The organism is Bradyrhizobium manausense (assembly GCF_018130615.1).
GTDB lineage: Bacteria > Pseudomonadota > Alphaproteobacteria > Rhizobiales > Xanthobacteraceae > Bradyrhizobium > Bradyrhizobium manausense_A.
In genome coordinates this window covers 145,642-169,563 of the sequence record NZ_JAFCKB010000001.1, presented here as the reverse complement: position 1 = coordinate 169,563, position 23,922 = coordinate 145,642, and the positions used below count along the sequence as shown (strand labels likewise).

25 protein-coding genes and 2 tRNA genes are annotated in these 23,922 nt (G+C 65.5%); 19 read left to right on the top strand and 8 right to left on the bottom strand.

Annotated elements, in window-relative coordinates:
- Position 1: 1 nt before the first annotated feature.
- From JQ587_RS00835 to tsaD, 3 genes are read right to left on the bottom strand one after another with little or no spacing between them, the layout of a single operon-like run.
- Positions 2-415 (bottom strand): EVE domain-containing protein, encoded by a 414-nt coding sequence (locus JQ587_RS00835; RefSeq protein WP_212303263.1) that lies wholly within the window; start codon positions 413-415, stop codon positions 2-4.
- 3 nt (positions 416-418) lie between these two features.
- Complete coding sequence (locus tag JQ587_RS00830) at positions 419-1,399, bottom strand: NAD(P)H-dependent glycerol-3-phosphate dehydrogenase (protein WP_212303262.1); 981 nt, start codon at positions 1,397-1,399, stop codon at positions 419-421.
- Positions 1,400-1,401: 2 nt separating this feature from the next.
- On the bottom strand, positions 1,402-2,475 hold the full coding sequence (gene tsaD / locus JQ587_RS00825) for a tRNA (adenosine(37)-N6)-threonylcarbamoyltransferase complex transferase subunit TsaD (protein ID WP_212424137.1): 1,074 nt from the start codon (positions 2,473-2,475) through the stop codon (positions 1,402-1,404).
- Positions 2,476-2,625: 150 nt separating this feature from the next.
- On the opposite strand from tsaD, the gene JQ587_RS00820 reads away from it, so the two are divergent.
- From JQ587_RS00820 to JQ587_RS00800, 5 genes are all read left to right on the top strand, one after another.
- On the top strand, positions 2,626-3,372 hold the full coding sequence (locus tag JQ587_RS00820) for a uroporphyrinogen-III synthase (protein WP_212424136.1): 747 nt from the start codon (positions 2,626-2,628) through the stop codon (positions 3,370-3,372).
- Between the two features lie 65 nt (positions 3,373-3,437).
- Positions 3,438-4,658: a COG4223 family protein gene (locus JQ587_RS00815; RefSeq protein WP_212424135.1), complete on the top strand. Its 1,221-nt coding sequence runs from the start codon at positions 3,438-3,440 to the stop codon at positions 4,656-4,658.
- Between the two features lie 48 nt (positions 4,659-4,706).
- Positions 4,707-6,464 carry a heme biosynthesis protein HemY gene (locus tag JQ587_RS00810; RefSeq protein ID WP_212424134.1) on the top strand — a complete coding sequence of 586 codons (1,758 nt, stop codon included), beginning with the start codon at positions 4,707-4,709 and terminating at the stop codon, positions 6,462-6,464.
- 99 nt (positions 6,465-6,563) lie between these two features.
- Positions 6,564-6,639: transfer RNA gene (locus tag JQ587_RS00805), tRNA-Thr, on the top strand.
- 191 nt (positions 6,640-6,830) lie between these two features.
- Positions 6,831-7,190 carry a hypothetical protein gene (locus tag JQ587_RS00800; protein ID WP_212303257.1) on the top strand — a complete coding sequence of 120 codons (360 nt, stop codon included), beginning with the start codon at positions 6,831-6,833 and terminating at the stop codon, positions 7,188-7,190.
- A gap of 75 nt (positions 7,191-7,265) precedes the next feature.
- Here JQ587_RS00800 and JQ587_RS00795 read toward each other — a convergent pair whose 3' ends face one another.
- Positions 7,266-8,336 carry a polysaccharide deacetylase family protein gene (locus JQ587_RS00795; protein ID WP_212303256.1) on the bottom strand — a complete coding sequence of 357 codons (1,071 nt, stop codon included), beginning with the start codon at positions 8,334-8,336 and terminating at the stop codon, positions 7,266-7,268.
- A gap of 253 nt (positions 8,337-8,589) precedes the next feature.
- On the opposite strand from JQ587_RS00795, the gene JQ587_RS00790 reads away from it, so the two are divergent.
- A complete protein-coding gene (locus JQ587_RS00790) occupies positions 8,590-8,898 on the top strand; it encodes a hypothetical protein (RefSeq protein ID WP_212303255.1) in 309 nt (102 codons plus the stop codon).
- A 150-nt stretch (positions 8,899-9,048) separates the two neighbouring features.
- Positions 9,049-9,264 (top strand): hypothetical protein, encoded by a 216-nt coding sequence (locus JQ587_RS00785; protein ID WP_212303254.1) that lies wholly within the window; start codon positions 9,049-9,051, stop codon positions 9,262-9,264.
- A 31-nt stretch (positions 9,265-9,295) separates the two neighbouring features.
- Here JQ587_RS00785 and JQ587_RS00780 read toward each other — a convergent pair whose 3' ends face one another.
- The gene (locus JQ587_RS00780; protein ID WP_212424133.1) at positions 9,296-10,984 is read right to left on the bottom strand and encodes an MFS transporter; all 1,689 of its coding nucleotides are present in this window, start codon (positions 10,982-10,984) and stop codon (positions 9,296-9,298) included.
- A 138-nt stretch (positions 10,985-11,122) separates the two neighbouring features.
- On the opposite strand from JQ587_RS00780, the gene JQ587_RS00775 reads away from it, so the two are divergent.
- From JQ587_RS00775 to JQ587_RS00745, 7 genes are all read left to right on the top strand, one after another.
- Positions 11,123-12,493 (top strand): hydrolase, encoded by a 1,371-nt coding sequence (locus tag JQ587_RS00775; RefSeq protein ID WP_212424132.1) that lies wholly within the window; start codon positions 11,123-11,125, stop codon positions 12,491-12,493.
- Between the two features lie 50 nt (positions 12,494-12,543).
- Complete coding sequence (locus JQ587_RS00770; RefSeq protein WP_212424131.1) at positions 12,544-13,911, top strand: cytochrome P450; 1,368 nt, start codon at positions 12,544-12,546, stop codon at positions 13,909-13,911.
- 51 nt (positions 13,912-13,962) lie between these two features.
- On the top strand, positions 13,963-15,372 hold the full coding sequence (locus JQ587_RS00765; protein ID WP_212303250.1) for an adenylate/guanylate cyclase domain-containing protein: 1,410 nt from the start codon (positions 13,963-13,965) through the stop codon (positions 15,370-15,372).
- A gap of 141 nt (positions 15,373-15,513) precedes the next feature.
- The gene (locus JQ587_RS00760; protein WP_212303249.1) at positions 15,514-16,002 is read left to right on the top strand and encodes a tellurite resistance TerB family protein; all 489 of its coding nucleotides are present in this window, start codon (positions 15,514-15,516) and stop codon (positions 16,000-16,002) included.
- 234 nt (positions 16,003-16,236) lie between these two features.
- The gene (locus JQ587_RS00755) at positions 16,237-17,016 is read left to right on the top strand and encodes an SDR family NAD(P)-dependent oxidoreductase (RefSeq protein ID WP_212303248.1); all 780 of its coding nucleotides are present in this window, start codon (positions 16,237-16,239) and stop codon (positions 17,014-17,016) included.
- Between the two features lie 136 nt (positions 17,017-17,152).
- Positions 17,153-17,947 carry a glutamine amidotransferase gene (locus JQ587_RS00750; protein WP_212424130.1) on the top strand — a complete coding sequence of 265 codons (795 nt, stop codon included), beginning with the start codon at positions 17,153-17,155 and terminating at the stop codon, positions 17,945-17,947.
- A 124-nt stretch (positions 17,948-18,071) separates the two neighbouring features.
- On the top strand, positions 18,072-18,884 hold the full coding sequence (locus tag JQ587_RS00745; protein WP_212424129.1) for an enoyl-CoA hydratase: 813 nt from the start codon (positions 18,072-18,074) through the stop codon (positions 18,882-18,884).
- A gap of 122 nt (positions 18,885-19,006) precedes the next feature.
- Here JQ587_RS00745 and JQ587_RS00740 read toward each other — a convergent pair.
- Positions 19,007-19,082, bottom strand: a tRNA-Ala gene (locus JQ587_RS00740).
- 209 nt (positions 19,083-19,291) lie between these two features.
- On the opposite strand from JQ587_RS00740, the gene JQ587_RS00735 reads away from it, so the two are divergent.
- Genes JQ587_RS00735 through folD form a run of 3 tightly spaced genes read left to right on the top strand, consistent with a single transcriptional unit; the run spans position 19,292 to position 20,839 of the window.
- Entirely contained in the window at positions 19,292-19,582 is a 291-nt protein-coding gene (locus JQ587_RS00735; RefSeq protein ID WP_188107316.1) for a YggT family protein, read from the top strand.
- A 35-nt stretch (positions 19,583-19,617) separates the two neighbouring features.
- Positions 19,618-19,953 carry a DUF167 domain-containing protein gene (locus tag JQ587_RS00730; protein ID WP_212303245.1) on the top strand — a complete coding sequence of 112 codons (336 nt, stop codon included), beginning with the start codon at positions 19,618-19,620 and terminating at the stop codon, positions 19,951-19,953.
- Position 19,954: 1 nt separating this feature from the next.
- Positions 19,955-20,839, top strand: a complete 885-nt coding sequence (gene folD / locus JQ587_RS00725) for a bifunctional methylenetetrahydrofolate dehydrogenase/methenyltetrahydrofolate cyclohydrolase FolD (RefSeq protein WP_212424128.1) — start codon at positions 19,955-19,957, stop codon at positions 20,837-20,839.
- A gap of 197 nt (positions 20,840-21,036) precedes the next feature.
- On the opposite strand, the gene ppa is transcribed toward folD, so the two are convergent.
- Positions 21,037-21,573, bottom strand: a complete 537-nt coding sequence (gene ppa / locus JQ587_RS00720; RefSeq protein ID WP_212303243.1) for an inorganic diphosphatase — start codon at positions 21,571-21,573, stop codon at positions 21,037-21,039.
- A 199-nt stretch (positions 21,574-21,772) separates the two neighbouring features.
- Positions 21,773-22,282: a GNAT family N-acetyltransferase gene (locus JQ587_RS00715; RefSeq protein ID WP_212424127.1), complete on the bottom strand. Its 510-nt coding sequence runs from the start codon at positions 22,280-22,282 to the stop codon at positions 21,773-21,775.
- A gap of 266 nt (positions 22,283-22,548) precedes the next feature.
- Between JQ587_RS00715 and JQ587_RS00710 the strand changes: the two genes are divergently transcribed.
- Entirely contained in the window at positions 22,549-23,451 is a 903-nt protein-coding gene (locus JQ587_RS00710; protein ID WP_212424126.1) for a dienelactone hydrolase family protein, read from the top strand.
- Entirely contained in the window at positions 23,448-23,915 is a 468-nt protein-coding gene (locus JQ587_RS00705) for a DUF2269 family protein (RefSeq protein ID WP_212303241.1), read from the top strand. Before JQ587_RS00710 ends, JQ587_RS00705 begins: the two co-directional genes overlap by 4 nt.
- Positions 23,916-23,922 lie beyond the last annotated feature (7 nt).

Genomic DNA, 23,922 nt, shown 5'->3' with positions numbered 1-23,922 from the left:
CTCAAATCCCGCCCATCTTGCAAACGAGCTTCCATTCCTCTGCCGTGACCGGCTGCACGGACAGGCGCGAATATTTCACCAGCGCCATGTCGGCGAGCTTCTTCTCGGCCTTGATCGCCGCCATCGTCACCGGCGTCTTCAGGGGCTTGTCGGCCTTGATGTCGACGCAGACGAATTTTTCGGTCTTGTCGGTCGGGTCCGGATAGGCCTCCTTGATGACTTCCGCGATGCCGACGATCTCCTTGCCCTCGTTGGAATGATAGAAGAACGCCTTGTCGCCCTTCTTCATGTTCACGAGATTGATGCGCGCGGTGTAATTGCGCACGCCGGTCCAGGCCTCGCCCTTGGCGCCTTTCGCGACCTGCTGGTCCCAGGACCACACCGATGGTTCAGATTTCACCAGCCAGTATGCCATTTTTCATTTCTCTGCCTTGAAGGGGCGCGTCAACAGCCCTGAGATCGCGGCGTCGATCGTGCTGTTTCCGCACAGGATCGCCGCGACCGCTTCTGATACCGGCATCTCGATGTTTTGCGAAGTCGCGAGTTCGATCAGCACTGGCGCTGTGAATTCGCCCTCGGCGAGCTTGCCGGCGGGCGGCTGCTCGCCGCGGCCGAGCGCCAGGCCAAGCGCGAAGTTGCGCGATTGCGGGCTCGAACAGGTCAGGATCAGATCGCCGAGCCCGGACAGGCCGGTGAGCGTTTCGCTGCGCGCGCCGAGCGCACGACCAAGGCGCGTCAGCTCGGCAAAGCCGCGGGTGGTGAGCGCAGCCTGGGCGGAAGCGCCGAGCTGGCGTCCGACCGCGATTCCGACGGCGATCGCGAGCACGTTCTTGGCCGCGCCGCCGATCTCGACGCCGCGGACATCACTGGTGTGATAGGGGCGGAAGGTTGCCGAGCCCAGGGCCTGTACCAACGCGCTCGCCAAGGCCTCGTCCTTTGCCGCCAGCGTCACCGCTGTCGGCAGGCCGCGCGCGACGTCGTCGGCAAAGCTCGGGCCCGACAGGATCGCGGGCTGCGCATGGGGTGCGGCTTCGGCGATCACGTCGGTCATGAATTTGTGGGTGCCGTGCTCGATGCCTTTGGCGCAGGCGATGATCGGCACAGACTTCGCGATGTGCGGGGCCAGCATGTTGACCGCGCCGCGCAGGTGCTGCGCCGGCGTCGCGATCAACAGCATGTCGGCACGTGAGGCGAGCGTCAGCTCGCTCGTGACCACGATCTCCGGCGTAAGCGGCACGCCCGGCAGCCGCGGATTGTTGCGGGTCGATGCGATCCGCGTCGCATGTTCCGCGTTGCGCGCCCATAACGTCACCTTCCGCCCGGCGCGCGCGGCGACCGTCGCCAGCGCCGTACCCCAGGCGCCGGCCCCGATCACTGCGACGGAATGGAACGCTGCCATTGCTAGTATCCCGCCCGCGTCTTGCCGTAACCCGCCGGCGCGGTCGCGTTGGCGTCGAGCAGCCAGCGCGCGCGCGGCTGTGCTTCCATCGTGTCGGTGATGCCGAGTGCGAGGCGTTCGGCGCCGGCCCAGGCGATCATCGCACCATTGTCGGTGCAGAGCGCGGGCGGCGGCATGATCAGCTGCGTCCCGGCTTGCCGCGCAACGTCGAACAGCGCGCCGCGGATCGCCTGATTGGCGGCAACACCGCCGGCCGCGACAAGGGCACGCGGAGTGCCGAATTGTTCGCGGAAAAGTTTGAGGCCGACGCTCAGCCGATCGGCCGTCGAATCCAGCACCGCGGCCTGAAAGCTCGCGCAGAGATCGTTGACGTCCTGCGGCGTGATCTCAGCCAGGCGGCTCGCCTCGGTGCGCACCGCCGTCTTCAATCCCGACAGCGAGAAGTTGGCGTCGGGGCGTCCTTGCATCGGCCGCGGGAACGCAAAGCGCGTGGCGTCGCCGCTCGCTGCCGCGCGCTCGACCTGCGGGCCGCCGGGATAGGGCAGGCCCAGCATCTTCGCGACCTTGTCGAAGGCCTCGCCGATCGCGTCGTCGACGGTGGTGCCGAGCCGCGCATATTGACCGACGCCGGTGACCGCGACGATCTGGGTGTGGCCGCCGGAGGCGAGGAACAGGCAGTAAGGAAATTCGATCCCGTCGGTCAGGCGCGGCGTCAGCGCATGCGCCTCGAGATGGTTGACCGCGACCAGCGGCGTATCATGCACCATCGCGATCGCCTTCGCGGTGGTGAGCCCGACGATGACGCCGCCGATCAGCCCCGGCCCCGCGGCGGCCGCGACGCCGTCGAGCTGGGCGAAGCCGATGCCGGCATCACGCATCGCTTGGTCGATGATGCCGTCGAGCAGGTCGACATGGGCCCGTGCGGCGATCTCCGGAACTACGCCGCCGAAGCGGGCATGCTCCTCCACTTGCGACCGCACGACATTGGACAGGATCCGGCCGCTCCCGTCAGGCGCGCGCTCGATCACGGCCGCCGCGGTCTCGTCGCAGGTGGTCTCGATGCCCAGTACCAGCATTGGCGAATTGTTATCCAATTTGCGCCCTTGCGCTCATCCGTAAAGCAGAGTTCAGGTACGTCCGGTAGCATTCCGAGGTCGGCTTGCGCAATCGTCAGGCGACGCCGTCCCTCGAATGAGCCGCCGCCACGTGGTCCGGGAACACAAGCGATGTCCATTCTTGTCACACGGCCGCATCCCGACAATGAGGCGACGGCGGAAAATCTGCGTGCGCGGGGTCACGTGGTGCTGCTCGCACCGGTGCTCAAGTTCGAACCGGTCGCTTTCCATGACGAGAGTGAGGCGGGCTACAGCGCCGTCATCGTCACATCGGCCAATGCGATCCGTGCTGTCGCGCCGCAATTGCGGGACCTTGGCCTCTCGGAGCTGCCACTATTCGCGGTCGGCGAGCACACGGCGGCCGTGGCGCGTGAGGTCGGCTTCACGAAGGTGATCGTCGCAGGCGGCGATGCCGCTTCCCTGCGCGACAAGGTGATGCAGAGCGCGCGCGACAAGGTGTTGAAGAAGAAAACGACGCTGCTCTATCTTGCGGGCGCGGATCTGTCGCGCGATCTCGGCGGCGAGCTCGGCGCGGAAGGGTTCAGCGTGGTTACGCAGACGACGTATCGCATGGCCCCGGTCAAGCTTCTGCCGCGCGAGGTCTGCGAAGGTTTTGCCGCGCACGGCATCGCGGCGGTGCTGCACTACTCCCGGCGCAGCGCGCGCGCCTTCCTGGATGCGGCGCGGGACGAAGGCGTCGAAATCTCGGCACTGGCGATTCCGCAATGCTGCCTGTCCGAGACGGTCGCCGGCGTGCTGCGCGACGCCGGCGCGTCGCAGGTTCTGGTGGCCGCGAGCCCGGACGAAAATGCCTTATTTGACGCCTTGGAGCGTGCTTTGCGCACCCGTTTGGCGTAAGAGGACGGGCCGAATCCGAGGCAATCGGGCTCGTTTCTGGTATGCAAGTGTGAGGAACCGTCACGATGGCCGACGACAAGCCTGAAGACGCAGGATTGGCCCCCGAGTCCAGCCGTGCCAAGCGCACGCCGCCCACCATCGACCTCGAGGCGACCGAAGTCTCCACCCAGCCGCACGACGTGGCGGGTGAGCCGGAGGCGCCGCCGTCGGCCGAGCAGGCGGCATCCGAGCAGGCCGGTGCCGACGACGCCAAGGTCGAGACCGTCCAGGCGGAGCAGGAGCGCAGCGAGACGCAGACCGCCGCTGCGTCCTCGGCCATTTCTCCCTGGGTCATTGCGCCATTTTCCGGTGCTGCCGCTGCCGCGGTCGTGATCGCGGTCGGTTGGGTGCTGGGCTGGCCCGCAGTGCAGGCTCCGCCGGCCGTGCCGCAAGTGACGAGTGCGACGGTCGATGCGCTGACCGGTCGCGTCGCCGCGGTTGAAGCCAAGGCGGGCAAGCCCGCCGCCGATCCGGCGATCGTCACGCGGCTCGATGCGCTGGAAAAATCCCTCGGCACAATACGTAGCGACATCGCCAATTTGCGAGCGCAGTCCGACAAGACCGCGAGCGCATTGAACGATGCCAAATCCGCGCCGCGCGACGCGGCGGCCTCACCCGGCCTCGCCGCGCTCGCCGACCGCATCTCCCAACTCGAGCGTGCCAGCACGACCGCGCGCGCCGAGCTCGCGCAGCAGGGTGAAAAGATCGCCGATGCGAAGGCGATGGACGACAAGCCGTTGCGCTTTGTGGTCGCCGCCACCCTGCTCGACGTCGCCCTTCGCCATAACGATCCCTATGAGGCGCAGCTTACTGCTGCGCGGTCGTTCGCAGCCAAGCCCGAACTGTTGAAGCCGCTCGATGGGTTTGCGGCGTCGGGCATTCCGACGCCGGTCGCGTTGACCCGCGAGCTCCTCAATATCGTGCCGAAGCTGTCGCCGCCGCCGGAAGCGCCGGCTGCGGGTGCCGGCATCGTCGAGCGCCTGCAGGCGGGCGCATCAAAGCTTGTCCGCATCGAGCGCACCGACGGGGTCGGCAACGACCGCGGCGCCATCGTTGCGCGGATCACGGCTGCGGCGCTGCGCAACGATTTCGCCGAGGCGCGGCGCGAGCTGAAGACGCTGCCCGAGACCGAGCGTGCGCCGGCGCAGGCATGGCTGGACAAGGCCGATGCCCGCGACGCCGCGCTCGCGGCCTCCCGCAAATTTGCCGATGACGCTCTGGCTGCTCTCGCCAAGCCTGGTCAGTAAGCCTGCTCAATAAGATTCGCGCAACATTCCGCGCGTATAGGGATCGCTATGCTTCGCATCGTCCTCTTCCTCGTTCTGATTGCGCTTGCAGGCGCCGGCGCGGCCTGGGTTGCCGATCAGCCCGGCGATGTCGTGCTGACCTGGGGCGGTTTCCGGGCCTCGCCGAGCATTCCGGTGTTCGTGCTCTGCCTCGGCATCTTTGCAGTCCTGATCGTGTTGCTCTGGAGCATCCTGACGATGATCTGGCGCGCACCGGGGCGGATGCGCCGCCGCCGTCATGAGAAGCGCCACGCGCGCGGCCGTCACGCCATCACCCACGGCCTGCTCGCGATCGGCCATGGCGACACCGCGCTCGCCCGCCGTCACGCCGAAGCGGCGCGGCGGCACGCGCCCAATGATCCGCTCGCGCTGCTGTTGCATGCCCAATCGGCGCAGCTCGACGGCAATCGCGATGAGGCGCAGCGCGTCTTCCGCGCCATGGCCGAGCGCGAGGATACGCGACTGCTCGGCCTGCGCGGCCTGTTCATCGAGGCGCAGCGCGCTGATGATGCGGTCGGTGCCGTCATGATCGCGGAGGAAGCGATCAAGCTGTCGCCGTCCTCGACCTGGGCCTCGCATGCGGTGCTCGGCTTCCGCTGCGCGCGCGGCGACTGGAGCGGCGCGCTCGCGATCCTGGATTCGAACCTGTCCGCCGGGCTGATCGACAAGCCGGCCTACCGGCGGCAGCGCGGCGTGCTGCTGACTGCGCGCGCGCTGGAATTGGAGACGATGGACCGTGACGTCGCGCGCGAGAGCGTGATGGAAGCCGTCAAGCTCGCGCCGACCTTGGTGCCGGCTGCCGTGCTCGCCGCGAAATTCGAGAGCGAGGCGCATCAGGTGCGCCGCGCGATGAAGCTGGTCGAAGCTGCCTGGCTCGCCAATCCGCATCCCGATCTGGCGGATGCCTACGCCCACGTCAAGCTCGGCGATGCCGCCCGGCAGCGCCTGCAGCGGGTCGAGACGCTCGCGGCGAAAACGCCTGCGGACAAGGCTGGTCATGTCGAGGGCCAGCTCGCGATTGCGCGCGCCGCGATCGATGCCTCCGAGTTTGCCCGTGCGCGCGAGGTGCTCGGGCCTTACGTCAACGATCCCACCCAGCGTGTCGCGCTGCTGATGGCCGAGCTCGAGCGCACCGAGCACGGCGATGGCGGCCGTGCCCGCGCCTGGACCTTGCGCGCGGTGCGCGCCCGTCACGATCCGGCCTGGACCGCGGACGGCTATGTCAGCGACCGCTGGCGTCCGGTCTCCCCGGTCACCGGCCGGCTCGACGCCTTCCAGTGGCAGACGCCGGTGGCGAGCCTGCCCTCGGACAAGGGCACGACGATCGAGTCCTCGGCGTTCGAGGAAGCCATGCTCGCGGCCCCGCCGCCGAAGCGGGTGACGGTGGCGAGCGAGGTGCCGGCGGAACCAGCCGTGGCTGCGCCCGCTCCGACCCCTGCCCCCGCTCCGGCCGCGCAGGACAACGCGCCCCCGGTGGCCAAGGAAGAGCCGGTGACGGCGCCCGCCGAGCCGGTCAAGGCGACCCTAGACGCCGCCGAATCATCGCCGGTGGCGGAAACCCCGGTGTTCCGGACCCGCGCCGACCTCGGCAAGCCGGCACAGGCGCCGATTCAGGCCGTCATCCCGATCATCCGCGCGCCGGACGATCCCGGCATCGATGACGATGGTCCAAGCGATGAATTTACGGAACAAATCGGCACGCCCAGGGACCAGGCAAAGGCCCAGGCCGGCGGTTGGCGCGGATTCTGGTCCCGCTGGGGTGCGTGAGGCCTATTTCGCCTCCGGCTTGTTCTTGCCAATTCGGGCCATGCCCGATATCAGGAGCGCGCGTATCGGGACCGGCATTGCCGGGTCCCGGCAGGGTTGGCCGCAATAGCTCAGTTGGTAGAGCACGTCATTCGTAATGACGGGGTCGGGGGTTCGAGTCCCTCTTGCGGCACCAGCGCCTCCTGAATTCATCCGATCGCCGCAGCCCAGATTCTGCCCGCTGAACCTGCGACGCGCCTGCGTCGCGCGCGACGCTTGCCGTGCGGAGCTGAAGTCGGAGACGGCGGTCCCCGCGTGATTTCTCTCACATAACCTCGCGCGGCTTTCCCGTAGTGTCCCGGTCACGCAAACACGGGGAGTTCTCACATGCGCAAGATCATTCTGGTTGCCGCCATGGTTCTGGTCTCGGCCTCTGCGCAGGCAGGCGGCTCACGCAGTCTTTCGCTGGCGACAGCCAATGAGCAGGCTCCCGCGGTGCAAGCGGCTGCGCCGACCACCGCAGCGACCCAGGTGAGTGAAATCGCACCGGCGGCCAGCGCGCCGAAATATGTCGATCGTCCGCCGGCGGTTTCGGCTGCCGCGCCAGTTGCTGCGACGACGACGTCAGCGCCTGCCACGACCAGGCCTGCACCGAAGACGACGGCGAAGGCCGACAAGCCCAGGCACAAGCGCTGGACCGAAGGCCGCATCATCGCCGAGCTGCACCGCCACGGCGTCTATTGGTAAGCGACCGCACGTCGTTCGCAAAATGAAAATGGCCGGGCTGAGCCCGGCCATTGTGTTTTGTCAGAACCAAAGCGCTTAGCGCTGCGAGACCGTCTGCACCACGCTCGAGACCGGGCGCGCATTCGTTGCGCTGGGTGCCGGCACCTTCAACTCCTTGAGCACGGCTTCGTCATACTCGGGCAGCGAGTCGAACGTCGTCTTGGCCTTGATCTGCACGATCTTGTAGCCGCCGGCCTTGAGGCGCGCCAGCAGCGTCGGCAGCGCTTCGCCGGTGCGCTTCTGGAAGTCGTGCATCAGGACGATGCCCTTGCCGAGCTTGTCGAGCTTGGTCATCACGTTGCTGACGATCTTGTCCGGCGTGTTCTCCTTGCGGAAGTCGAAGGAGTCGATGTCGGTCGAGAAAATTCCGAGGTTGCGGCTGCCGAGATAGCTCACGAGCGCCGGATTTTGCTGAAGCTGCGGGAAGCGGAAGAACGGTGACGGATTGGTGCCGAGCGCCCATTTCACCGCGCTGAAACCCTTCTCGATCTCGTCCTTGGCCTGCTGCTCCGTCATCTTCTTGCCGTTGAGATTGAGGTGCGACCATGTGTGCGTGCCCACCGTGTGGCCCTGAGCCAGAACCTGGCGCAGGATTTCCGGATGCCAGGTGGCGTGCTTGCCGACCGAGAAGAACAGGCCCTTGGTGCATTCATCGGCCAAGGCCTTCAGCACGGCCGGCGTGTTGTGCGGCCAGGGACTGTCGTCGAAGGTCAGCACGACCTCCTTGTCGGCAAGAAAATCAAACTGCTTGAACTGCTCGAAGCCGAAGCCCGGACCGCCGGTCGTGTCGATCTCGACCACGCGCGAGACGCCCAAGGCATTCGGATTGGTGCAAGTTGTCGTCTGCTGAACCGGAGCCACCACTGCCGGTGCGGGCGCAGGAGCGGGCGCGGCGGCAACAGCGGTCGGCTTGGCGGCGATCGCCGCGGTGGTCTCGACGTCGTCCTTGGCGGCGAGCTTGGCCGACGCCGGCAGCGGATCGGCGGCACGGGCGGCCGTTGTCTTGGGGGCGCCCTGGTCGGCGCGCGAGGAATAAAAGTACCAACCTCCGGCGATCACGACCGCCGCGAGGACACTGGCCAGCATCAGGCCTAACGCATTACGCATCGCTACTCTTTCCAAATACGCAACCAAATCAGCGGAATTTCCCGCGCGACGAGCCATTAATGCGAAGGAACAGTTAACGTGACACCAACGCGACAGCGGATGCGGAGGAATTTCAGTCAGGTGCGCCAAAGTGACCGATGTCACAGAGGTTGGTCCGCCCGTGACCATCATCACAGTGGAAACGACTTTCCTGGAGCATCGTAGCTCCCATCGACAACGGGCCCGCCCTCCGCGGTGCCAATGGGAGCTTCAAATGACGAAGTCGTTTTCCACCAAGTCCTTCACTGCAAAGATCCGCGACACCGGCCTGGCTCTGGGTTTTGCCGCCATCGTCTCGATCGTCTCAACGACCTCGAGCTTCGCCTTCTCGGCCGAAGCGCAGCAGATGTGCACCGGCGATGCCTTCCGCCTGTGCTCCTCGGAGATCCCCAATATCCCGAAGATCACCGCCTGCATGATGAAGCATCGCTCGGATCTGAGCGCCGGCTGCCGCGCGGTGATGGACAAGGACCTGGCCAAGGGCGCCTCACGCAAGGTCGCTGACGCCCAGGACAGCCAGTAAGAAACCGCTTCGCAGCTCCCGCGCGGTGTGCCCCGGCGTCATGCCGGGGCCATCGGCCGGCACCGGTCCGCCTGCCAATAAAGCCGTTGCGGCCCTGGGATCGTCGCACTAGCTTCGCCCGCACATCTCAAGGGTACGAGGCATTACGCGATGACCAGATTTCTTTTCATTGTTTCTTTTGTTCTGTGCGCATCGGGTGCGTCGGCTCAGCAGCAGCCCGGCCACGACGCCTGCGCGCGCGACGTCACGCGCTTCTGCCGGGCTGTGATGAACAATGGCGACAGCGCCGTGCTCGCCTGCCTGAAAGAGCATCGTGCGCGCCTCAGCAAGGCCTGCGACAAGGTGCTGACGGACCACGGACAGTAGTTGCCCGGCCTTCGCCGTGACGACGGCGGAGTTAGGTGCTGCTGCCTGCCGCGGTCGCGACAACGGGCAGCACCTCGGCGCTGGCGCGATCCGGCGTTTCTTCTTTCCAGCGCACCGAGCCGAACGGCCGCTCCAGCATGCGGCGAATCCGCACCGGCTCGGGACCGATATGGAAATCGATCGCCTGCTGATGCAGCGCGCGTTCGGACTGGGTCGAACGGTTGCGCTGGCGTAAGTAATCGAACCAGGTCGGGCAATGATAGCGCTCGGTCCACAATTCGGGATCGGCAATGTCGCGCGCGATCGACCAGCCATAGGCGCCGTTGCGCTGCCGGGAGAGCTGCACGTCCTGCATCACATTGTGAAAGGCGCGCGCATTCTCCTGGGCGACGCGATATTCGATCTCGACCACCAGCGGTCCGCTGCGCCCGGTCAGCGACAGCCTGACCTCGGGATCGGCCAGCACCTCGGCATCCTCGTTGCGGGCGCCGACGCGCGGCATCGCAAGCCAGAATCCCAGCAGCGGCGAGAGCAGCATCAGCACCGCGGCCGTCAGCAGCGCGACCTCGACGCCGGCATAGTCGGTGAGATGGCCCCAGCCCCAGGCACCGATCGCGATGCCGCCGGAGATCGAGGCCTGGAACGCAGCGAGCGATCGTCCGGCGACCCAGCGCGGCGCGGAGAGCTGCACGCCGATGTTGAACAGCGCCACCGCGGCCATCCAGACCGCGCCGGCCAGCACCAGCGCGGCCGCGGTGAGCACCGGCTCGGTCGAGAGCGCAATCGCCGCCATCGCGAACGCCATCGAGAGCGTGCAGGCGCGGATCGCCGCCTCGCCGCTCATGCGCTTGCGCAGCTCGTGGATGTTGAGCGCGCCGACCACGGCGCCCATGCCGAAGGCGCCGAGCATGATGCCGTAGGTCTGGGCGCCGCCGTGCAGCAGGTCGCGCGCGACCAGCGGCATCAGCGCCATGATCGCGCCGCCGATCAGGCCCATCACCAGCGTGCGCAGCAGCACGATCTTGATCGGCGGCGAATTGGTGATGTAGCGAAAGCCGGAGACCATGGCGCGGTTGAGCTTTTCCCGCGGCAGGCGCGACGGCTCGGTGGTCCGCCGCCAGAGCAGCAGCACCACCAGCAGCGGCAGATAGAGGATCGCATTGCAGGCGAACGCTGCGACCGCGCCGGCTGCGGCGACGATGACGCCGCCGACCGCGGGGCCGAAGCTGCGCGCGATGTTGTAGCTGATGCCGTTCAGCGCCACCGCCGATGGCAGCGCATCCGGCGGCACCTGCTCGCTGACCGAGGACTGCCAGGCGGGTCCGAACAGCGCATTGCCGCTGCCGACGACGAAGCAGAAGGCCAGCAACGATTCCGGGGCGATGAGCTTGAGCCCGGCCAGGATCGTGAGCGCGGACGCGCCGGTCAGCGCGATCATCAGCGCGACGAGCGTCACGATGCGACGGTCGTACATGTCGGCGATGGCGCCAGCCGGCATCGAGATCAGCATGATCGGCAGCATCAGGGCGGTCTGCACCAGCGCCACCTTGTCGGCCGAGGCGGCCATCTGCGTCATTGCCCAGGCCGCGCCCACGCCCTGGATCAGGAGGCCGAGATTGGAGAGCAGGCTGGCGAGCCAGATGCGCCGGAATACGGTGTACCGCAGGGGGGCCGCGATGCCGTCGGCGGAGCGTCTCTGACGGTTCGTCTGCTCGGTCATATCCTCTTCCAAGTCGTCTGGCAGAAATGGGTTCAATGATTCCGGCATCTTCAGTGATGCCTGCGAAAGTCCTTCGCTGTCCAGTGGATAGGCCGCTATAAGCAGTGCAAAGACATGGTTTTACCGGGGGAGGAACAGATGAAGCTGTCACGACGGATGATCCTGCAAGGCGCGGGTGGCCTGGCTTTCGCGGTTGCGAACTTCCGGATGGAAGCGCTGGCGCAAGCGCAGCCCACAGCCGCAGCCGCCGAGGTGCCGCCGATCCTGTTCGTCCACGGCAATGGCGACTACGACGCGCTCTGGATGACGACGCTGTGGCGGATGGAATCCAACGGCATCGCGCGCGACCGCATGATGGCGATCAATTTCACCAATCCCTCGGCGCGCACCGACGACGCGGTTGAGCAGGCCAACCGCTCCTCGACCGAGGATCAGCGGCGCGAGCTTGCCGCCGCCATCACTGAATTGAAGCGCCGCACCGGTGCGGCACGCGTCGCGCTGGTCGGCAATTCGCGCGGCGGCAACTCGATCCGCAACGTCGTCAAGAACGGCGGTTCCGGCGATGTCAGCCACGCGGTGCTGTGCGGCACGCCCAATCACGGCGTGTTTGCGCTCGATGATCTGCTTGGCAGCGAGTTCAACGGGCGCGGCGCGTTTCTGCGCGGGTTGAACGAGGGCGACAGCGAGGTGACGCCGGGCACGGCGTTCCTCACCCTGCGCAGCGACGGCATGGACAAATATGCGCAACCCGACGGCCGGTTCATGGGCAAGCCCGGCGTGCCGACCAATGTCACCGCCGAGGGACCGGAGTTGAAAGGCGCGACCAATCTCGTGCTCGGCACCATCGACCATCGCGAGACGGCGTATCATCCGCGCGCGTTCCGCGAGATCTACAAGTTCATCGCCGGCCGCGAGCCCGCGCGCATCGCGATCACGCCGGAGCCCACCGTCCGCCTCAGCGGATTGGTCACGGGCGTTGTGGACGGCGTGCCGACCAACCGCCCGGTGACCGGGGCAATGGTGGAGGTCCACCATGTCGACCGCGAGAGCGGGGAGCGCAAGGGCGATGTGGTGTACCGCGCGACGACCGGCGCCGACGGCCGCTGGGGGGCGGCCGCGGTCGATCCGGCCTCGCCGCTCGAGATCGTCCTGACCTCGCCGGATGCTCCGACGACGCATTTCTACCGCTCGCCCTTCCCGCGCTCGTCCGACGTCGTGCATTTGCGGGCCGCACGCCCGTTCATTCCCGCGGACAAGGATGCCGGCGCGGTGGTGATCATGTCGCGTCCGCGCGGCTATTTCGGCCTGCCGCGCGACACCGTGCTGCTCGACGGCCGGGAGCCCGCCGATGTCCATCCGGGCGTGCCCACGGATGCGACAGCAACCTTGCGTCTTCCGGCCAGCGAGGTCGGGCGTAACGTCGTGGCCCAGTTCAACGAAGAACGTATCGTGGCCCGCGCCTGGCCGGCCTCCGAGAACAGGATTGCGGTTGCCGAACTGACTTACTAGCTATTTGGCTGCGCAAGCCTTGACTGCGACCACGTCTGCGGGAGAGAGCCATGAACATCGCCAGTGTGCGTCGGCCCATCATCCCCCCGACCCCGCCGCGCGCGCCGGACAATCTGTCGTTCTTCGGCCGGCTCGCGGTGATCAGGCAGAACATGATCGCCACCTGGGGGCAGCGTGCCTATGAGGAAGAGATCATCCAGGGCCGCTTCTTCCTGCACAAGAGCTTCATCCTGAACCAGCCGGACGCGATTCGGCACGTCCTGCTCAGCAATTACGAGAACTACACGCGGACGCCGGCCGGCATCCGCATGCTACGTCCCGTGCTCGGCGAAGGCCTGCTGCTCGCCGAGGGCCACGCCTGGACATTCCAACGGCGCACGCTGGCGCCCGCCTTCACGCCGCGCGCCACCGCCAACCTCGTCCCGCACATGACGGCGGTGCTCGACGAGACCATCGTGAAGCTGGATGCGCGCACGAGCGCGCCGATCGATCTGCGCGAGGTCATGCAGCGGATGACGCTGGAGATCGCCGGGCGCACGATGTTCTCGTTCGGAATGGACCGGCACGGCCCGACCCTGCGCAACTTCATCATGGAATATGGCGAGCGGCTCGGACGGGCCTATTTCCTCGACATGGTGCTGCCGGTGTCCTGGCCGACGCCGATGGATCGGGCTCGCGCGCGCTTCCGCACGCGCTGGACCGAATTCGTCGCGATGCTGATCGCCGAGCGGCGGGCGGCGGGCAAGAAGGACGGCGCGCCGCCGCGCGATCTGTTCGATCTCATGGACGAGGCGCGCGACCCTGAAACGGGCAAGGGTTTTTCGGACGAGCAGCTCGTCGACGAGGTCGCGACCATGATCCTGGCGGGTCATGAGACGACCGCAACTGCGCTGTTCTGGGCGCTCTATCTGCTTGCGCTCGATCCGGAGACGCAGGAGGAGGTTGCCTCCGAAACCCGTGACCAGCATCTCGACAGCATCGCCGATATCGACCGGCAAAAATTCACCCGCGCGGTGATCGACGAGAGCATGCGGCTTTATCCGCCGGCTTTCCTGATTGCCCGGGCCGCGCGCGACAAGGACAATGTGGCCGGCGCTGCGGTCAGCAAGGGCGACATCATCATGATCGCCCCCTGGCTTCTGCACCGGCACGAGAAGATGTGGGATCAGCCGAATGCGTTCATCCCCAAACGCTTCATGTCGAAAGAGCAGCCTGACCGCTTCGCTTATCTGCCGTTCGGCGCAGGACCGCGCGTCTGCATCGGCGCGCCGTTCGCGCAGGCCGAGTCGGTGCTGGCGCTGGCTCGGCTCATCGGCGCGTTCCGCGTCGAGCTCGTCGAAGCCGATCCTGTGATTCCGTACGGCGTCGTCACGACCCAGCCGGACCACTCACCGATGTTCCGCATCACGCCGCGGTGACGGGCGCCGCCCGGTCGACGGATGTGATCCGCCCCAGATGGAGTAGCCGCCATGAGCGACATCCAGGCCCAGTTTTCCGTTCTGAAGCAAACGGCCGATCACGACGTCGTCGAGGCCATCGCCGATCTGATCGCCAAGGGGCACGATCGCGACCTCAACCGCATCAATGCGCTGGATTTTGCCGATCGCACTGGGCTCGACCAGGAGAAGGTCATTTCCGGATTCCTGCACGCTTCGCGGCTTGGCCTGTTCGACATGAGCTGGAACGTGCTGTGCCCGGGCTGCGGCGGGGTTTTGGGCGCGCACGCGACGCTGAAATCGCTCAAGCACGACGACTATAATTGCGCGCTCTGCGCCGCCGGATATGAGGCCTCCGTCGATGAGATGGTCGAGGTGGCTTTCACCGTCAGTCCGCGAGTCCGTCGCATCGGTGCTCACGATCCCGACACGTTGCCGATCTGGGAATATGTGCGGCAGATGTTCTGGAGCTCCGGCGTCGACATCAACGAAGAGGCCTTTTCGCGCCTGATCAACGAGGTGACGCTCGAGGCGCTGGAATTGCCTGCCGGCGAAAAGGCGATCCTGTCGCTGAACCTGCCCAGCCAGTTCATCATCGTCTTCGAGCCGGTCACCCATTCTGCTCATTTCCTGGATGTTCGGGGTGACCCGACCAGCGAGCGCCAGCAGCTTTCGATCATGTTCAACAAGCTGGAGGCGCCGACGGGGACCACGGTGGTGCGCCCGGGGCCGCTCCGACTCACTCTCGAGAATCAATCGGGCAATCGCGTGTTGCCCTCGGTCTGGATTGCCGCCGACGCGCTGCACGAGATGATCGGCAAGCGCAAGCCGATCCTGACCGCCAAGCGGATGCTGTCGAACCAGACGTTCCGCGACGTCTTCAAGGCCGACAACCTCAATGTCGATCAGCGATTGAAGATCACCTCGCTGACATTCCTGTTCACCGACCTGAAGGGCTCGACGGCTTTGTACGAGCGCGTCGGCGACCTCAGCGCCTTTGATCTGGTGCGCGCGCATTTTCGGGCGCTGCTGGAGATCATCGCCGCCGAGAAGGGCGCCGTGGTGAAGACGATCGGCGATGCCGTCATGGCGACCTTCGTCAGGCCCGAGCACGCGATTGCTGCGGGGCTGCGCATGCGCGCGGCCATGGATGAATTGAACCAGCAGCGCGGTGCCAACGATCTCGTTCTCAAGATCGGCATCCACGAAGGTCCGTGCCTCGCGGTGATGCTCAACGAGCGGCAGGATTATTTCGGCCAGACCGTCAACATTGCCGCGCGCGTGCAGAGCCTGTCGACTGCGCAGGAGATCCACATCACAGGCCCGGTCTTGGATGCGCCCGCGGTTGGCGAGATCCTTCAGCGGCGTGAGATCAAGCCGATCCAGAAGCAGGCGGCCCTGCGCGGCATCGCCGACAAGATCGTGGTGTACGAGATACCGTGACCCTCAAATGACAGCAATCAGATTGCCGAAACGTAATGCAGCGCGCGGAACTGACGCACGTTGCGCCGGTTGAGTTTCCCGCTCATATAAGGCTGGTAGCCGCCGCGCTCCCAGCGGCGTCATCGATTTCGGTAGGACCTTATGCTCGACGGCTTGCGCCAATTCATCGCCGACATTGTTGCTCCCCAGGCTCAGGACCGGGCCTTCGGTGACAGCGATTATCGGCTGGCGGCCACCGCTCTGCTGGTCCATGTGGTCTCGCTGGACGGCCAGCCGACGCAGGCTGAGCAGAGCAAGCTGCACAGTCTGATCGAAAGCCATTTCAAGCTCGATCGGGGCACGGCCGACCGGCTGATCGCGGATGCGACCCAGGTCGAGGGCGAAGCGGTCGACCTCTATCACTTCACCAGCGTCATCATGCGCTCGCTCGACGAAGAGGGCCGCAAGCGCATCGTCCAGATGATGTGGGAGCTGGTCTATGCCGACGGTCAGGTCACCGAATTCGAGGACAACGTCGTGTGGCGTGCCTCCGACCTGCTCGGGGTTTCGCAGCGCGACCGGATCGATCTCAAGCACGCGGTCGCGGACCGCGCCGGCGGTCAGGTCAAGGATAGTGCCGTCGGCGGCTGAGGTTATCGTCGAAACTGGCTTAATCGCCGGTTGTGCGGGCTACATGACGAAACTTTAATGTAGCATCGCAAAACGCCTCGGTTCCGGATTCCCCTGTAAAATCCGCGATCTTCCTGCTCTCCCTGTGACCCGCTCAGGCCGCCATGCTGCCAGCGCCGCTTGCCTGTCGCGCGCGGCCTGTGCTCCAGTTCCGCCATTCCGGACCAAAAGAATTCAATTCAAGAGACTGCAATCGTGACTGAGCGGGTAACGTTGATCACTGGTGCCTCGGCGGGCATCGGTACAGAGCTGGCGCGTGTGTTTGCCGCGAACGGACATCGGCTCGCGCTGACGGCGCGGCGTGCCGACCGGCTCGAGGTGCTTGCGGACGAGCTCGCCACCAAATGCGGCAAGAAGCCGATCGTGATCGCCTGCGATCTCCAGCAAGCGGATGCCGGTGAAAGGATTGCCGCCGCGCTCGCTGCCGAAGGCGTCGAGCTCGACAATCTCGTCAACAATGCCGGTTTCGGCGTCTTCGGCGACGCCATCGAGCGCGACCGCGACGAGCAGGTCGGTATCGTCGATGTCAACGTCCGGGCGCTGACCGACCTGTCGCTGCGCTTTGCCGATCAGCTGATCAGGAACAAGGGCGGCCTGCTCAATGTCGGCTCCGTTGCGGGCTTCCTGCCGGGCCCCGGCATGGCCGTCTATTACGCGTCGAAGGCCTATGTCATTTCGCTGACCGAGGCTTTGCGAGCAGAGCTCGCGCCGCGCGGCGTGCGCGTCACCGTGCTGTGCCCGGGGCCGGTGCAAACCGAATTCCAGGGCCGCGCCGGCGTCGGTTCCGGGCACGATACGGCGATTCTCAACGTTCCTGCGGCCGACGTTGCTCGGCAGGCCTATCGTGGCCTGATGGCGAACAAGCGGGCAGTGCTGCCTGGTCTCGGCATCAAGATTGTGCCGTTCGCGCTCCGCTTCTTCCCGCGCGGCTTCATCCTGTCCGCCACCAGCCGGTTCCAGCGGCAACGGCACTGAAACTGAAAAAGCGCTCGAAGCCTCCGTAGTGGCCCGGAGCTTGCCTCAGAAGTGACGCGTGTGTGCGCGAACTCACACGATGTTAACCTTCGCTTAGCTATGCTGGCGGCTTGAACCGATAGCACTCGCAGAGGCCATGTCGTTTCGGACGGACAGGTTTGGTGGCGCAGAATTGGTGCCCTTCCCCGGAAGGACGCCGAGCGCGGCCGCCTCCGAACCCCTTCTGCCGGTTCTGATCATCCTGCACCAGGAATCCTCGACACCCGGTCGTGTCGGCAATGCGCTGCGCGCGCTCGGCCATCGTCTCGACATCCGCAGGCCGCGCTTCGGCGATTCGCTGCCCGACACGCTCGACCGGCATGCCGGCGCGGTGATCTTCGGCGGCCCGATGAGCGCCAACGATTCGGATGAGTACATCCGCCGCGAGATCGACTGGATCGAAATCCCACTGCGCGAGCAGCGGCCGTTCCTCGGCATCTGCCTGGGAGCGCAGATGCTGGCGATGCAGCTCGGCGCGCGCGTCGCGCCGCATGCGCGGGCGCTGACCCAGATTGGCTACTATCCGATCCGCCCCACCGCGGCGGGCCACGCGCTCTGCCCGGACTGGCCGGCGCAGGTCTATCACTGGCATCGCGAAGGATTTCAGTTGCCGCACGGTGCCGAATTGCTGGCGGAAGGCGATGATTTTCCGAACCAGGCATTCCGTGCCGGCAATGCGTTCGGCGTGCAGTTTCATCCGGATGTGACCTACGCGATGATGCATTGCTGGACCACGCGCGGCTATGACGGCCTCAGCGCGCCCGGCGCGCGCGAGCGGCATCATCATTTTGCGGACCGCGCCGTCTACGATGCCGCGGAACGCGCCTGGCTCGATCATTTCATCGACGGCTGGCTGGCGCGCCGCGTGGTGTTGGCGCAGGCCGCCGAGTGATCGTGGCCTAACGCAGATCCTTAACGCAGGTCCCTGGCGCAAGTCCCTGCCTCATCTCTGGATATGCTGGCTCGCTGCCAACGAGCACGCGCGAACGCGTGCCGGCCAACACAGGGAGAGCGCGATGGCCTATGAGCATATTCTCTATGAGGTGAGCGACAAGATCGCGACCATCACGCTCAATCGTCCCGATCGCATGAACGCATGGACGCCGACCATGGAGCGCGATGTGCGCCACGCGATGGAAGCGTCCGCCGCTGACGACAATGTCCGCGTCATCGTGCTGACAGGCGCGGGTCGCGCCTTTTGCGCCGGCGCCGACATGGATGCGCTGAAGGGGCTCGATCCCAACGACGTCAGGCGCGCCTCTAACCTGCCGCCCTTCGACATGAACCGCCGCCCGGACTGGCAGACGCGCTATGGCTTTTATCCGTCGATCGGAAAGCCCGTCATTGCGATGCTCAACGGCGCCACTGCCGGCATCGGTCTTGTTCACGCGCTCTATTGCGATCTGCGCTTCGCCGCCGACAACACCGTGTTCACGACGGCCTTCGCGCGGCGCGGCCTGATCGCCGAGCACGGGATCTCATGGATGCTGCCGCGCATCGTCGGCCACGCCAATGCGATGGACCTGCTGCTCTCGGCACGGCGCGTTTCGAGCGACGAGGCGTTGCGGATCGGGCTGGTGAATCGGCTCTACCCGCCCGAAAAGCTACGCGAGGAGACTTACGCCTATGCCCGCGATCTCGCCGATTTCGTCTCGCCGAGCGCGATGGCCGTGATCAAGCGGCAGCTCTACGAGGTGCCGTTCCAGACGCTGGCCGAGGCCACGATCGAAGCGAATCGGGAGATGATGGTGGCGCTGAACGGCAGCGATTTCCGGGAGGGCGTCGCGAGCTTTATGGAGAAGCGGCCGCCGAGGTTTACGGGGAAGTAGGGGCTGAGTTTGTGGAGGAGGTCCGCCGCCGCCCTTCGGGCTATGGCGGGACAGCCTTCGCTCACTTCGCTACGAGGGACTTTCCGGCTTGCCTAGCCGAAGCTCGCGAAGCGAGCGAAGGCTGGTGGAGCCAGGCGGGATCGAACCGCCGACCTCGTCATTGCGAACGACGCGCTCTCCCAGCTGAGCTATGGCCCCTTTGCTGGCCGCTCTGGTAAACGCGGCCGACAACCGGGCGCCATTTAAGTCCCCGGCAAGGTCAAGTCAAGGACGGGTGTAAGGGGGTTTTAGCCATCCGGACACCGACTTCCCTTGTTTGGGCCGGGGGGAACCGATATCTAGCCAAGGTAACCCAGACACCACCCCAAACACCGCCCAACGACACAGGCCCAGAGAGTGTTTCGCTGATGCGCCCGATAGTCTTCATTCTGATCCAGATCATCAATCTCTACATCTACCTGCTGATCGCATCGGCAATCCTGTCCTGGTTGATCGCGTTCAACGTCGTGAACACCCGCAACCAGTTCGTCGGCGCGGTCTGGGAGTTTCTCTATCGGATTACCGAGCCGGTCCTCGGGCCGATCAGGCGCAGGCTGCCCAACATGGGCGGTCTCGATGTCTCTCCGATCGTTGCCTTCTTCGTGCTCTGGTTGATCCAGCTTTATCTCGCCGAGTACGTCTATCCGAACGTGCCCTAGCCCGGCGGAACCGCGATGGGAGCCTTGATGGTCCCTTGACCGAACCTTGGCGCATTTCCACCACGGGCGTCAGCATCGCGTTGCGGGTGACGCCTCGTGGCGGGCGTGACGGTGTCGACGGGATCGAGCAGCTTTCCGATGGCCGTAGCGTGCTGAAGGTCCGCGTGCGTGCCGTCGCCGATGGTGGCGAGGCCAATCGCGCGGTTCTGGCGCTGCTGGCGAAATCGCTCGGCGTGCCCAAGGCCAGCGTCAGTCTCCTGTCGGGGGCGACGTCGCGGCTGAAGCAGGTCGCCATCGAGGGCGATCCGGCTGGGCTTACTGACGCGTTGCGCAAGCTTGCATCAGTCAAATCGACAGGGACAAGGAACTGACATGACGGCCAAGATCATCGATGGAAAAGTCATTGCCGCGGACCTTCGCGCCCGTGTCGCCGAGGAGGTCACCCGCGTCAAGCGCGACCACAATCTGGTGCCGGGCCTCGCCGTGGTCCTGGTCGGTCATGATCCCGCCAGCGAGGTCTATGTCCGCTCCAAGCATAAGCAGACGCAGGCCGCCGGCATGGCATCGTTCGAGCACAAGCTGCCCGCCGACGTTTCGCAAGCGGATCTGCTCGCCGTCGTCGCAAAGCTCAACCGCGATCCCGCCGTGCACGGCATCCTGGTGCAACTGCCGCTGCCCAAGGGCCTGGACACCGAGGCCGTGATCAATGCCATCGATCCCGCCAAGGATGTCGACGGCCTGCATCCGAATAATGCCGGCCGGCTCGCCGGTGGTTTCGAGGCGCTGTCGCCCTGCACGCCGCTCGGCTGCATCATCCTGACCAAGAGCGTGCACGCCTCGCTGCAAGGCATGAATGCCATCGTGATCGGTCGCTCCAACCTGGTCGGCCGTCCGCTGGTGCAATTGCTATTGAACGAGAACGCCACGGTGACGATCGCCCATTCGCGCTCGCGCGACCTTGCCGGGCTCGTGAAGCAGGCCGACCTCGTCTATGCCGCTGTCGGCAGGCCCGAGATGGTGCGCGGCGACTGGCTGAAGCCGGGTGCGACCGTGATCGACGTCGGCATCAATCGCATTCCGCAGGACGATGGCAAGACCCGCCTCGTCGGCGATGTCGCGTATCAGGAAGCGCTTGGCGTTGCCGGTGCGGTTACGCCGGTGCCGGGGGGCGTCGGCCAGATGACTGTGGCCTGCCTGCTGGTGAACACACTCCGCGCAGCGTGTGCGATCGCCGGCCTGCCGAAGCCCGGGGTGTAGGATTTCTTCACTTCGCCCCGCTTGCGGGGAGAGCATCGGCCGCCCTGGCGGCCGTTCTCAAAGAGCGCCGAAGCGAAGCTTCGGCTACGCGCGAAGCGCCGGGTGAGGGGACTCTCCGCGAGAGTCTTTGTCACCGAGTTTGCGGAGACTCCCCTCACCCCAACCCTCTCCCCGCAAGCGGGGCGAGGGAGCAGGTGTCAGCCCTTCTTTTTCTTCTCGCGCTCGATGCCTTCGAGGATCAGCTTCTGGGCTTCCTCGGGGCCGCCCCAGCGCGTGATCTTCACCCACTTGCCCTTCTCGAGATCCTTGTAGTGCTCGAAGAAGTGCTGGATCTGCTGCAGCGTGATGTCAGGCAGGTCGGAATACGACTTCACCTTGTCGTAGCGCTGCGTCAGCTTCGACGATGGCACCGCCAGAATCTTCTCGTCGCCGCCGGCCTCGTCCTCCATGAACAGCACGCCGACCGGGCGCACGCTCATGACCGCGCCGGGGATGATGGCGCGGGTGTTGACGATCAGGACGTCGCAGGGATCGCCGTCATCGGACAGCGTGTGCGGGATGAAGCCGTAGTTACCGGGGTAACGCATCGGCGTGTACAGGAAGCGGTCGACCACCAGCGTGCCGGCCTCCTTGTCCATTTCGTATTTGATCGGCTCGCCGCCCACGGGGACTTCGATGATGACATTGACGTCCTCAGGGACATTTTTTCCGATCGAGACCGCATCGATACGCATTCAGAAGGCTCCGTGGTTGCCGAGGTTAAATCGCGCCCGGCAGCGATTTTGGCGCTGTCATACGCGGGCTTGGCCCGCCGATCCATCGTGTTTTTATGAAATAATGAATCCAGCGATCACCGGCGCAAAATGGCAACGGTATCGACGGATGGAGGAACGCTGCCGATGAAGGCTTTCAGCAGCTCAGTTGGTCCGAATTTTAGTTAGTCCAGGCGAAGGCAACCTTGTCGAGCGACTTCGGCCCGAACCGCTCCGAGGAGCGTGCCACCATGCGGCCGCCCAGGGCCCGGTAGAACTCAGTCGCGGGGTCGTTATCCGAGAGCGCCCACACCACCATGCTCTTCAGATTGCTCTGCATGAGGTCGCGGCGGGCGGCGGCGAACAGGCGGCGGCCGAAGCCGAGGCCCTGAAACTCGGGGCGCAGGTAAAGCTCGTAGATCTCGCCGTCAAAATGCAGGCTGCGGGCGCGGTTGCGGCCATAGTTCGCGTAGCCCGCGATCTTGTCACCGAACACGAGCACGCTGACGCGGCTGCCCTTGCGGATCGCGCTATCCCACCAATGCGGACCGCGGCGGTTGATCAGCTTCTCCAGCTCGGCGCCGGGAATGATGCCCTGATAGGCGGAGCGCCAGGCTTCGTCATGGGTGGACGCCACCGCAGTTGCATCTGCAGCTTTGGCCGGCCGGACCTCGATCAGGGTTGTGCTCATGGACGCGATCAAACCAAGTCGCCGCGCTGGCGGCAAGACCTATCGTTAATTATCGGTTAACGTGTGGACTTTCTGCATCAGTATTTTAACCATGTTGTACCGAAAAAAGACAAGACGCCATTCCGAACGGCAATGGCCTGCCGTGTGTCAGTGCAAAACTTCGGCGTCGCAACGAATGAACGGCGATGGCAACGCAGAAAGTCCGCCCTGAGTGATTCGTTCCGACTAGTCTGGCCCCCGCCATCCGTGTTCGCTTTCGGCAATTCATGCGGCTCCTCAACACCTTTGCACTTCTGTCTCTGCTGACCGCACCGCCTCTGTGCGCTCAGGTCACGCTTGGGCGATCGGGTCCCGAAGGAGAGCCGCTTCGCCGCCAGGAATGGCGCGTGCCGTCACCGGATACCGACATTGCCGCGCGCGCGCTGTTGTTTCGCCCCGCCGGCGCCGGTCCGTTCCGGCTTGCGGTGATCGCACATGCATCGACGCAGAATGTGCTCCGTCGTGCGCAAATGCCGCAGCCGGAATATCGCGCGCTGGCGGTGTTTCTGGTCGCGCATGGTTTTGCCGTGTTGGTGCCGGAGCGGCTCGGCCATGGCGCGACCGGCGGCCGCTATGTCGAGGACCAGGGCGGCTGCGACGAAGCGGACTATGCACGTGCGGGCCGCGCCACCGCGGAGGAGATTTCGCTCGCACTGGATTATCTGCAAAGGCAGGATTTTATTCGCAGGGATGCCGCGGTCGTGATCGGCCATTCTGCCGGTGGGTGGGGCGCGCTGGCGCTGGCGAATGCCGATCCGAAGGCGGTCTCGGCTATCATTGCATTTGCGCCCGGGCGCGGCGGTCATGCCAATGACGAACCAAACAAGGTCTGTGCGCCACATGCGCTGTTCGCCGCTGCTGCCGAATTCGGCAAGGCCGCGCGCATCCCCGTCACATCGCTGGTTGCGGCCAATGACAGCTATTTTTCGCCGGCATTGTCGAAAGCCTTGGCGGATGCGTTTCGCGGCGGTGGCGGCAAGGACGATTTTCGCACGCTGCCTGCCGTCGGCAGCGAGGGCCATTGGATGATCGAGACCGAGACCGGCGTCCAGGCCGCAAGCAGCGCGCTTGCGCGTGCGCTGAACCCGACAATGAACGCACCTCGGCCTATGGCGACCAAGAAGCCATGACGCTGTATTTCCTGGTCAAGTATCTGCACGTGCTCGGCGCCATCGTCATTCTCGGCACCGGAACCGGCATCGCCTTCTTCATGCTGATGGCACATCGGACCAACGACGCAGAGTTCATCGCCCGCACGGCTTCGGTGGTGGTGATTGCGGACGCGATCTTCACGCTGTCGGCGGTGATCCTGCAACCGGTCACCGGCGGCCTGCTGATGATGCTCTCGGCCACATCGATCGCGGAGCGCTGGATCCTGGCCTCGCTCGCGCTTTATGCCGTCGCGGGCGTGTTCTGGATTCCCGTCGTCTTCATGCAGATCGAGATGCGCGATCTCGCGCGCAAGGCCGCCGCGCAGCGCACGGCATTGCCGGAGCGCTACGTCGTCCTGTTCCGCCGCTGGTTCGCGTTCGGCTTCCCTGGCTTCGGCGTCACGATGCTGATCCTCTGGCTGATGATCGCAAAACCATTTTAAAGGACGC

Bases quoted from the DNA above. Each gene is read 5' to 3' on its own strand.
- JQ587_RS00770 (WP_212424131.1), top strand. From the start codon at position 12,544: ATGAACATCGCCAGTGTGCGTCGGCCCATCATCCCCCCGACCCCGCCG.
- JQ587_RS00745 (WP_212424129.1), top strand. From the start codon at position 18,072: ATGGCCTATGAGCATATTCTCTATGAGGTGAGCGACAAGATCGCGACC.
- JQ587_RS00780 (WP_212424133.1), bottom strand. From the start codon at position 10,984: ATGACCGAGCAGACGAACCGTCAGAGACGCTCCGCCGACGGCATCGCG.
- JQ587_RS00715 (WP_212424127.1), bottom strand. From the start codon at position 22,282: ATGAGCACAACCCTGATCGAGGTCCGGCCGGCCAAAGCTGCAGATGCA.
- JQ587_RS00735 (WP_188107316.1), top strand. From the start codon at position 19,292: ATGCGCCCGATAGTCTTCATTCTGATCCAGATCATCAATCTCTACATC.
- JQ587_RS00765 (WP_212303250.1), top strand. From the start codon at position 13,963: ATGAGCGACATCCAGGCCCAGTTTTCCGTTCTGAAGCAAACGGCCGAT.
- JQ587_RS00750 (WP_212424130.1), top strand. From the start codon at position 17,153: ATGTCGTTTCGGACGGACAGGTTTGGTGGCGCAGAATTGGTGCCCTTC.
- JQ587_RS00790 (WP_212303255.1), top strand. From the start codon at position 8,590: ATGACGAAGTCGTTTTCCACCAAGTCCTTCACTGCAAAGATCCGCGAC.
- JQ587_RS00795 (WP_212303256.1), bottom strand. From the start codon at position 8,336: ATGCGTAATGCGTTAGGCCTGATGCTGGCCAGTGTCCTCGCGGCGGTC.
- JQ587_RS00835 (WP_212303263.1), bottom strand. From the start codon at position 415: ATGGCATACTGGCTGGTGAAATCTGAACCATCGGTGTGGTCCTGGGAC.
- ppa (WP_212303243.1), bottom strand. From the start codon at position 21,573: ATGCGTATCGATGCGGTCTCGATCGGAAAAAATGTCCCTGAGGACGTC.
- JQ587_RS00705 (WP_212303241.1), top strand. From the start codon at position 23,448: ATGACGCTGTATTTCCTGGTCAAGTATCTGCACGTGCTCGGCGCCATC.
- folD (WP_212424128.1), top strand. From the start codon at position 19,955: ATGACGGCCAAGATCATCGATGGAAAAGTCATTGCCGCGGACCTTCGC.
- JQ587_RS00760 (WP_212303249.1), top strand. From the start codon at position 15,514: ATGCTCGACGGCTTGCGCCAATTCATCGCCGACATTGTTGCTCCCCAG.
- JQ587_RS00710 (WP_212424126.1), top strand. From the start codon at position 22,549: ATGCGGCTCCTCAACACCTTTGCACTTCTGTCTCTGCTGACCGCACCG.
- tsaD (WP_212424137.1), bottom strand. From the start codon at position 2,475: ATGCTGGTACTGGGCATCGAGACCACCTGCGACGAGACCGCGGCGGCC.
- JQ587_RS00830 (WP_212303262.1), bottom strand. From the start codon at position 1,399: ATGGCAGCGTTCCATTCCGTCGCAGTGATCGGGGCCGGCGCCTGGGGT.
- JQ587_RS00785 (WP_212303254.1), top strand. From the start codon at position 9,049: ATGACCAGATTTCTTTTCATTGTTTCTTTTGTTCTGTGCGCATCGGGT.
- JQ587_RS00810 (WP_212424134.1), top strand. From the start codon at position 4,707: ATGCTTCGCATCGTCCTCTTCCTCGTTCTGATTGCGCTTGCAGGCGCC.
- JQ587_RS00775 (WP_212424132.1), top strand. From the start codon at position 11,123: ATGAAGCTGTCACGACGGATGATCCTGCAAGGCGCGGGTGGCCTGGCT.
- JQ587_RS00800 (WP_212303257.1), top strand. From the start codon at position 6,831: ATGCGCAAGATCATTCTGGTTGCCGCCATGGTTCTGGTCTCGGCCTCT.
- JQ587_RS00815 (WP_212424135.1), top strand. From the start codon at position 3,438: ATGGCCGACGACAAGCCTGAAGACGCAGGATTGGCCCCCGAGTCCAGC.
- JQ587_RS00820 (WP_212424136.1), top strand. From the start codon at position 2,626: ATGTCCATTCTTGTCACACGGCCGCATCCCGACAATGAGGCGACGGCG.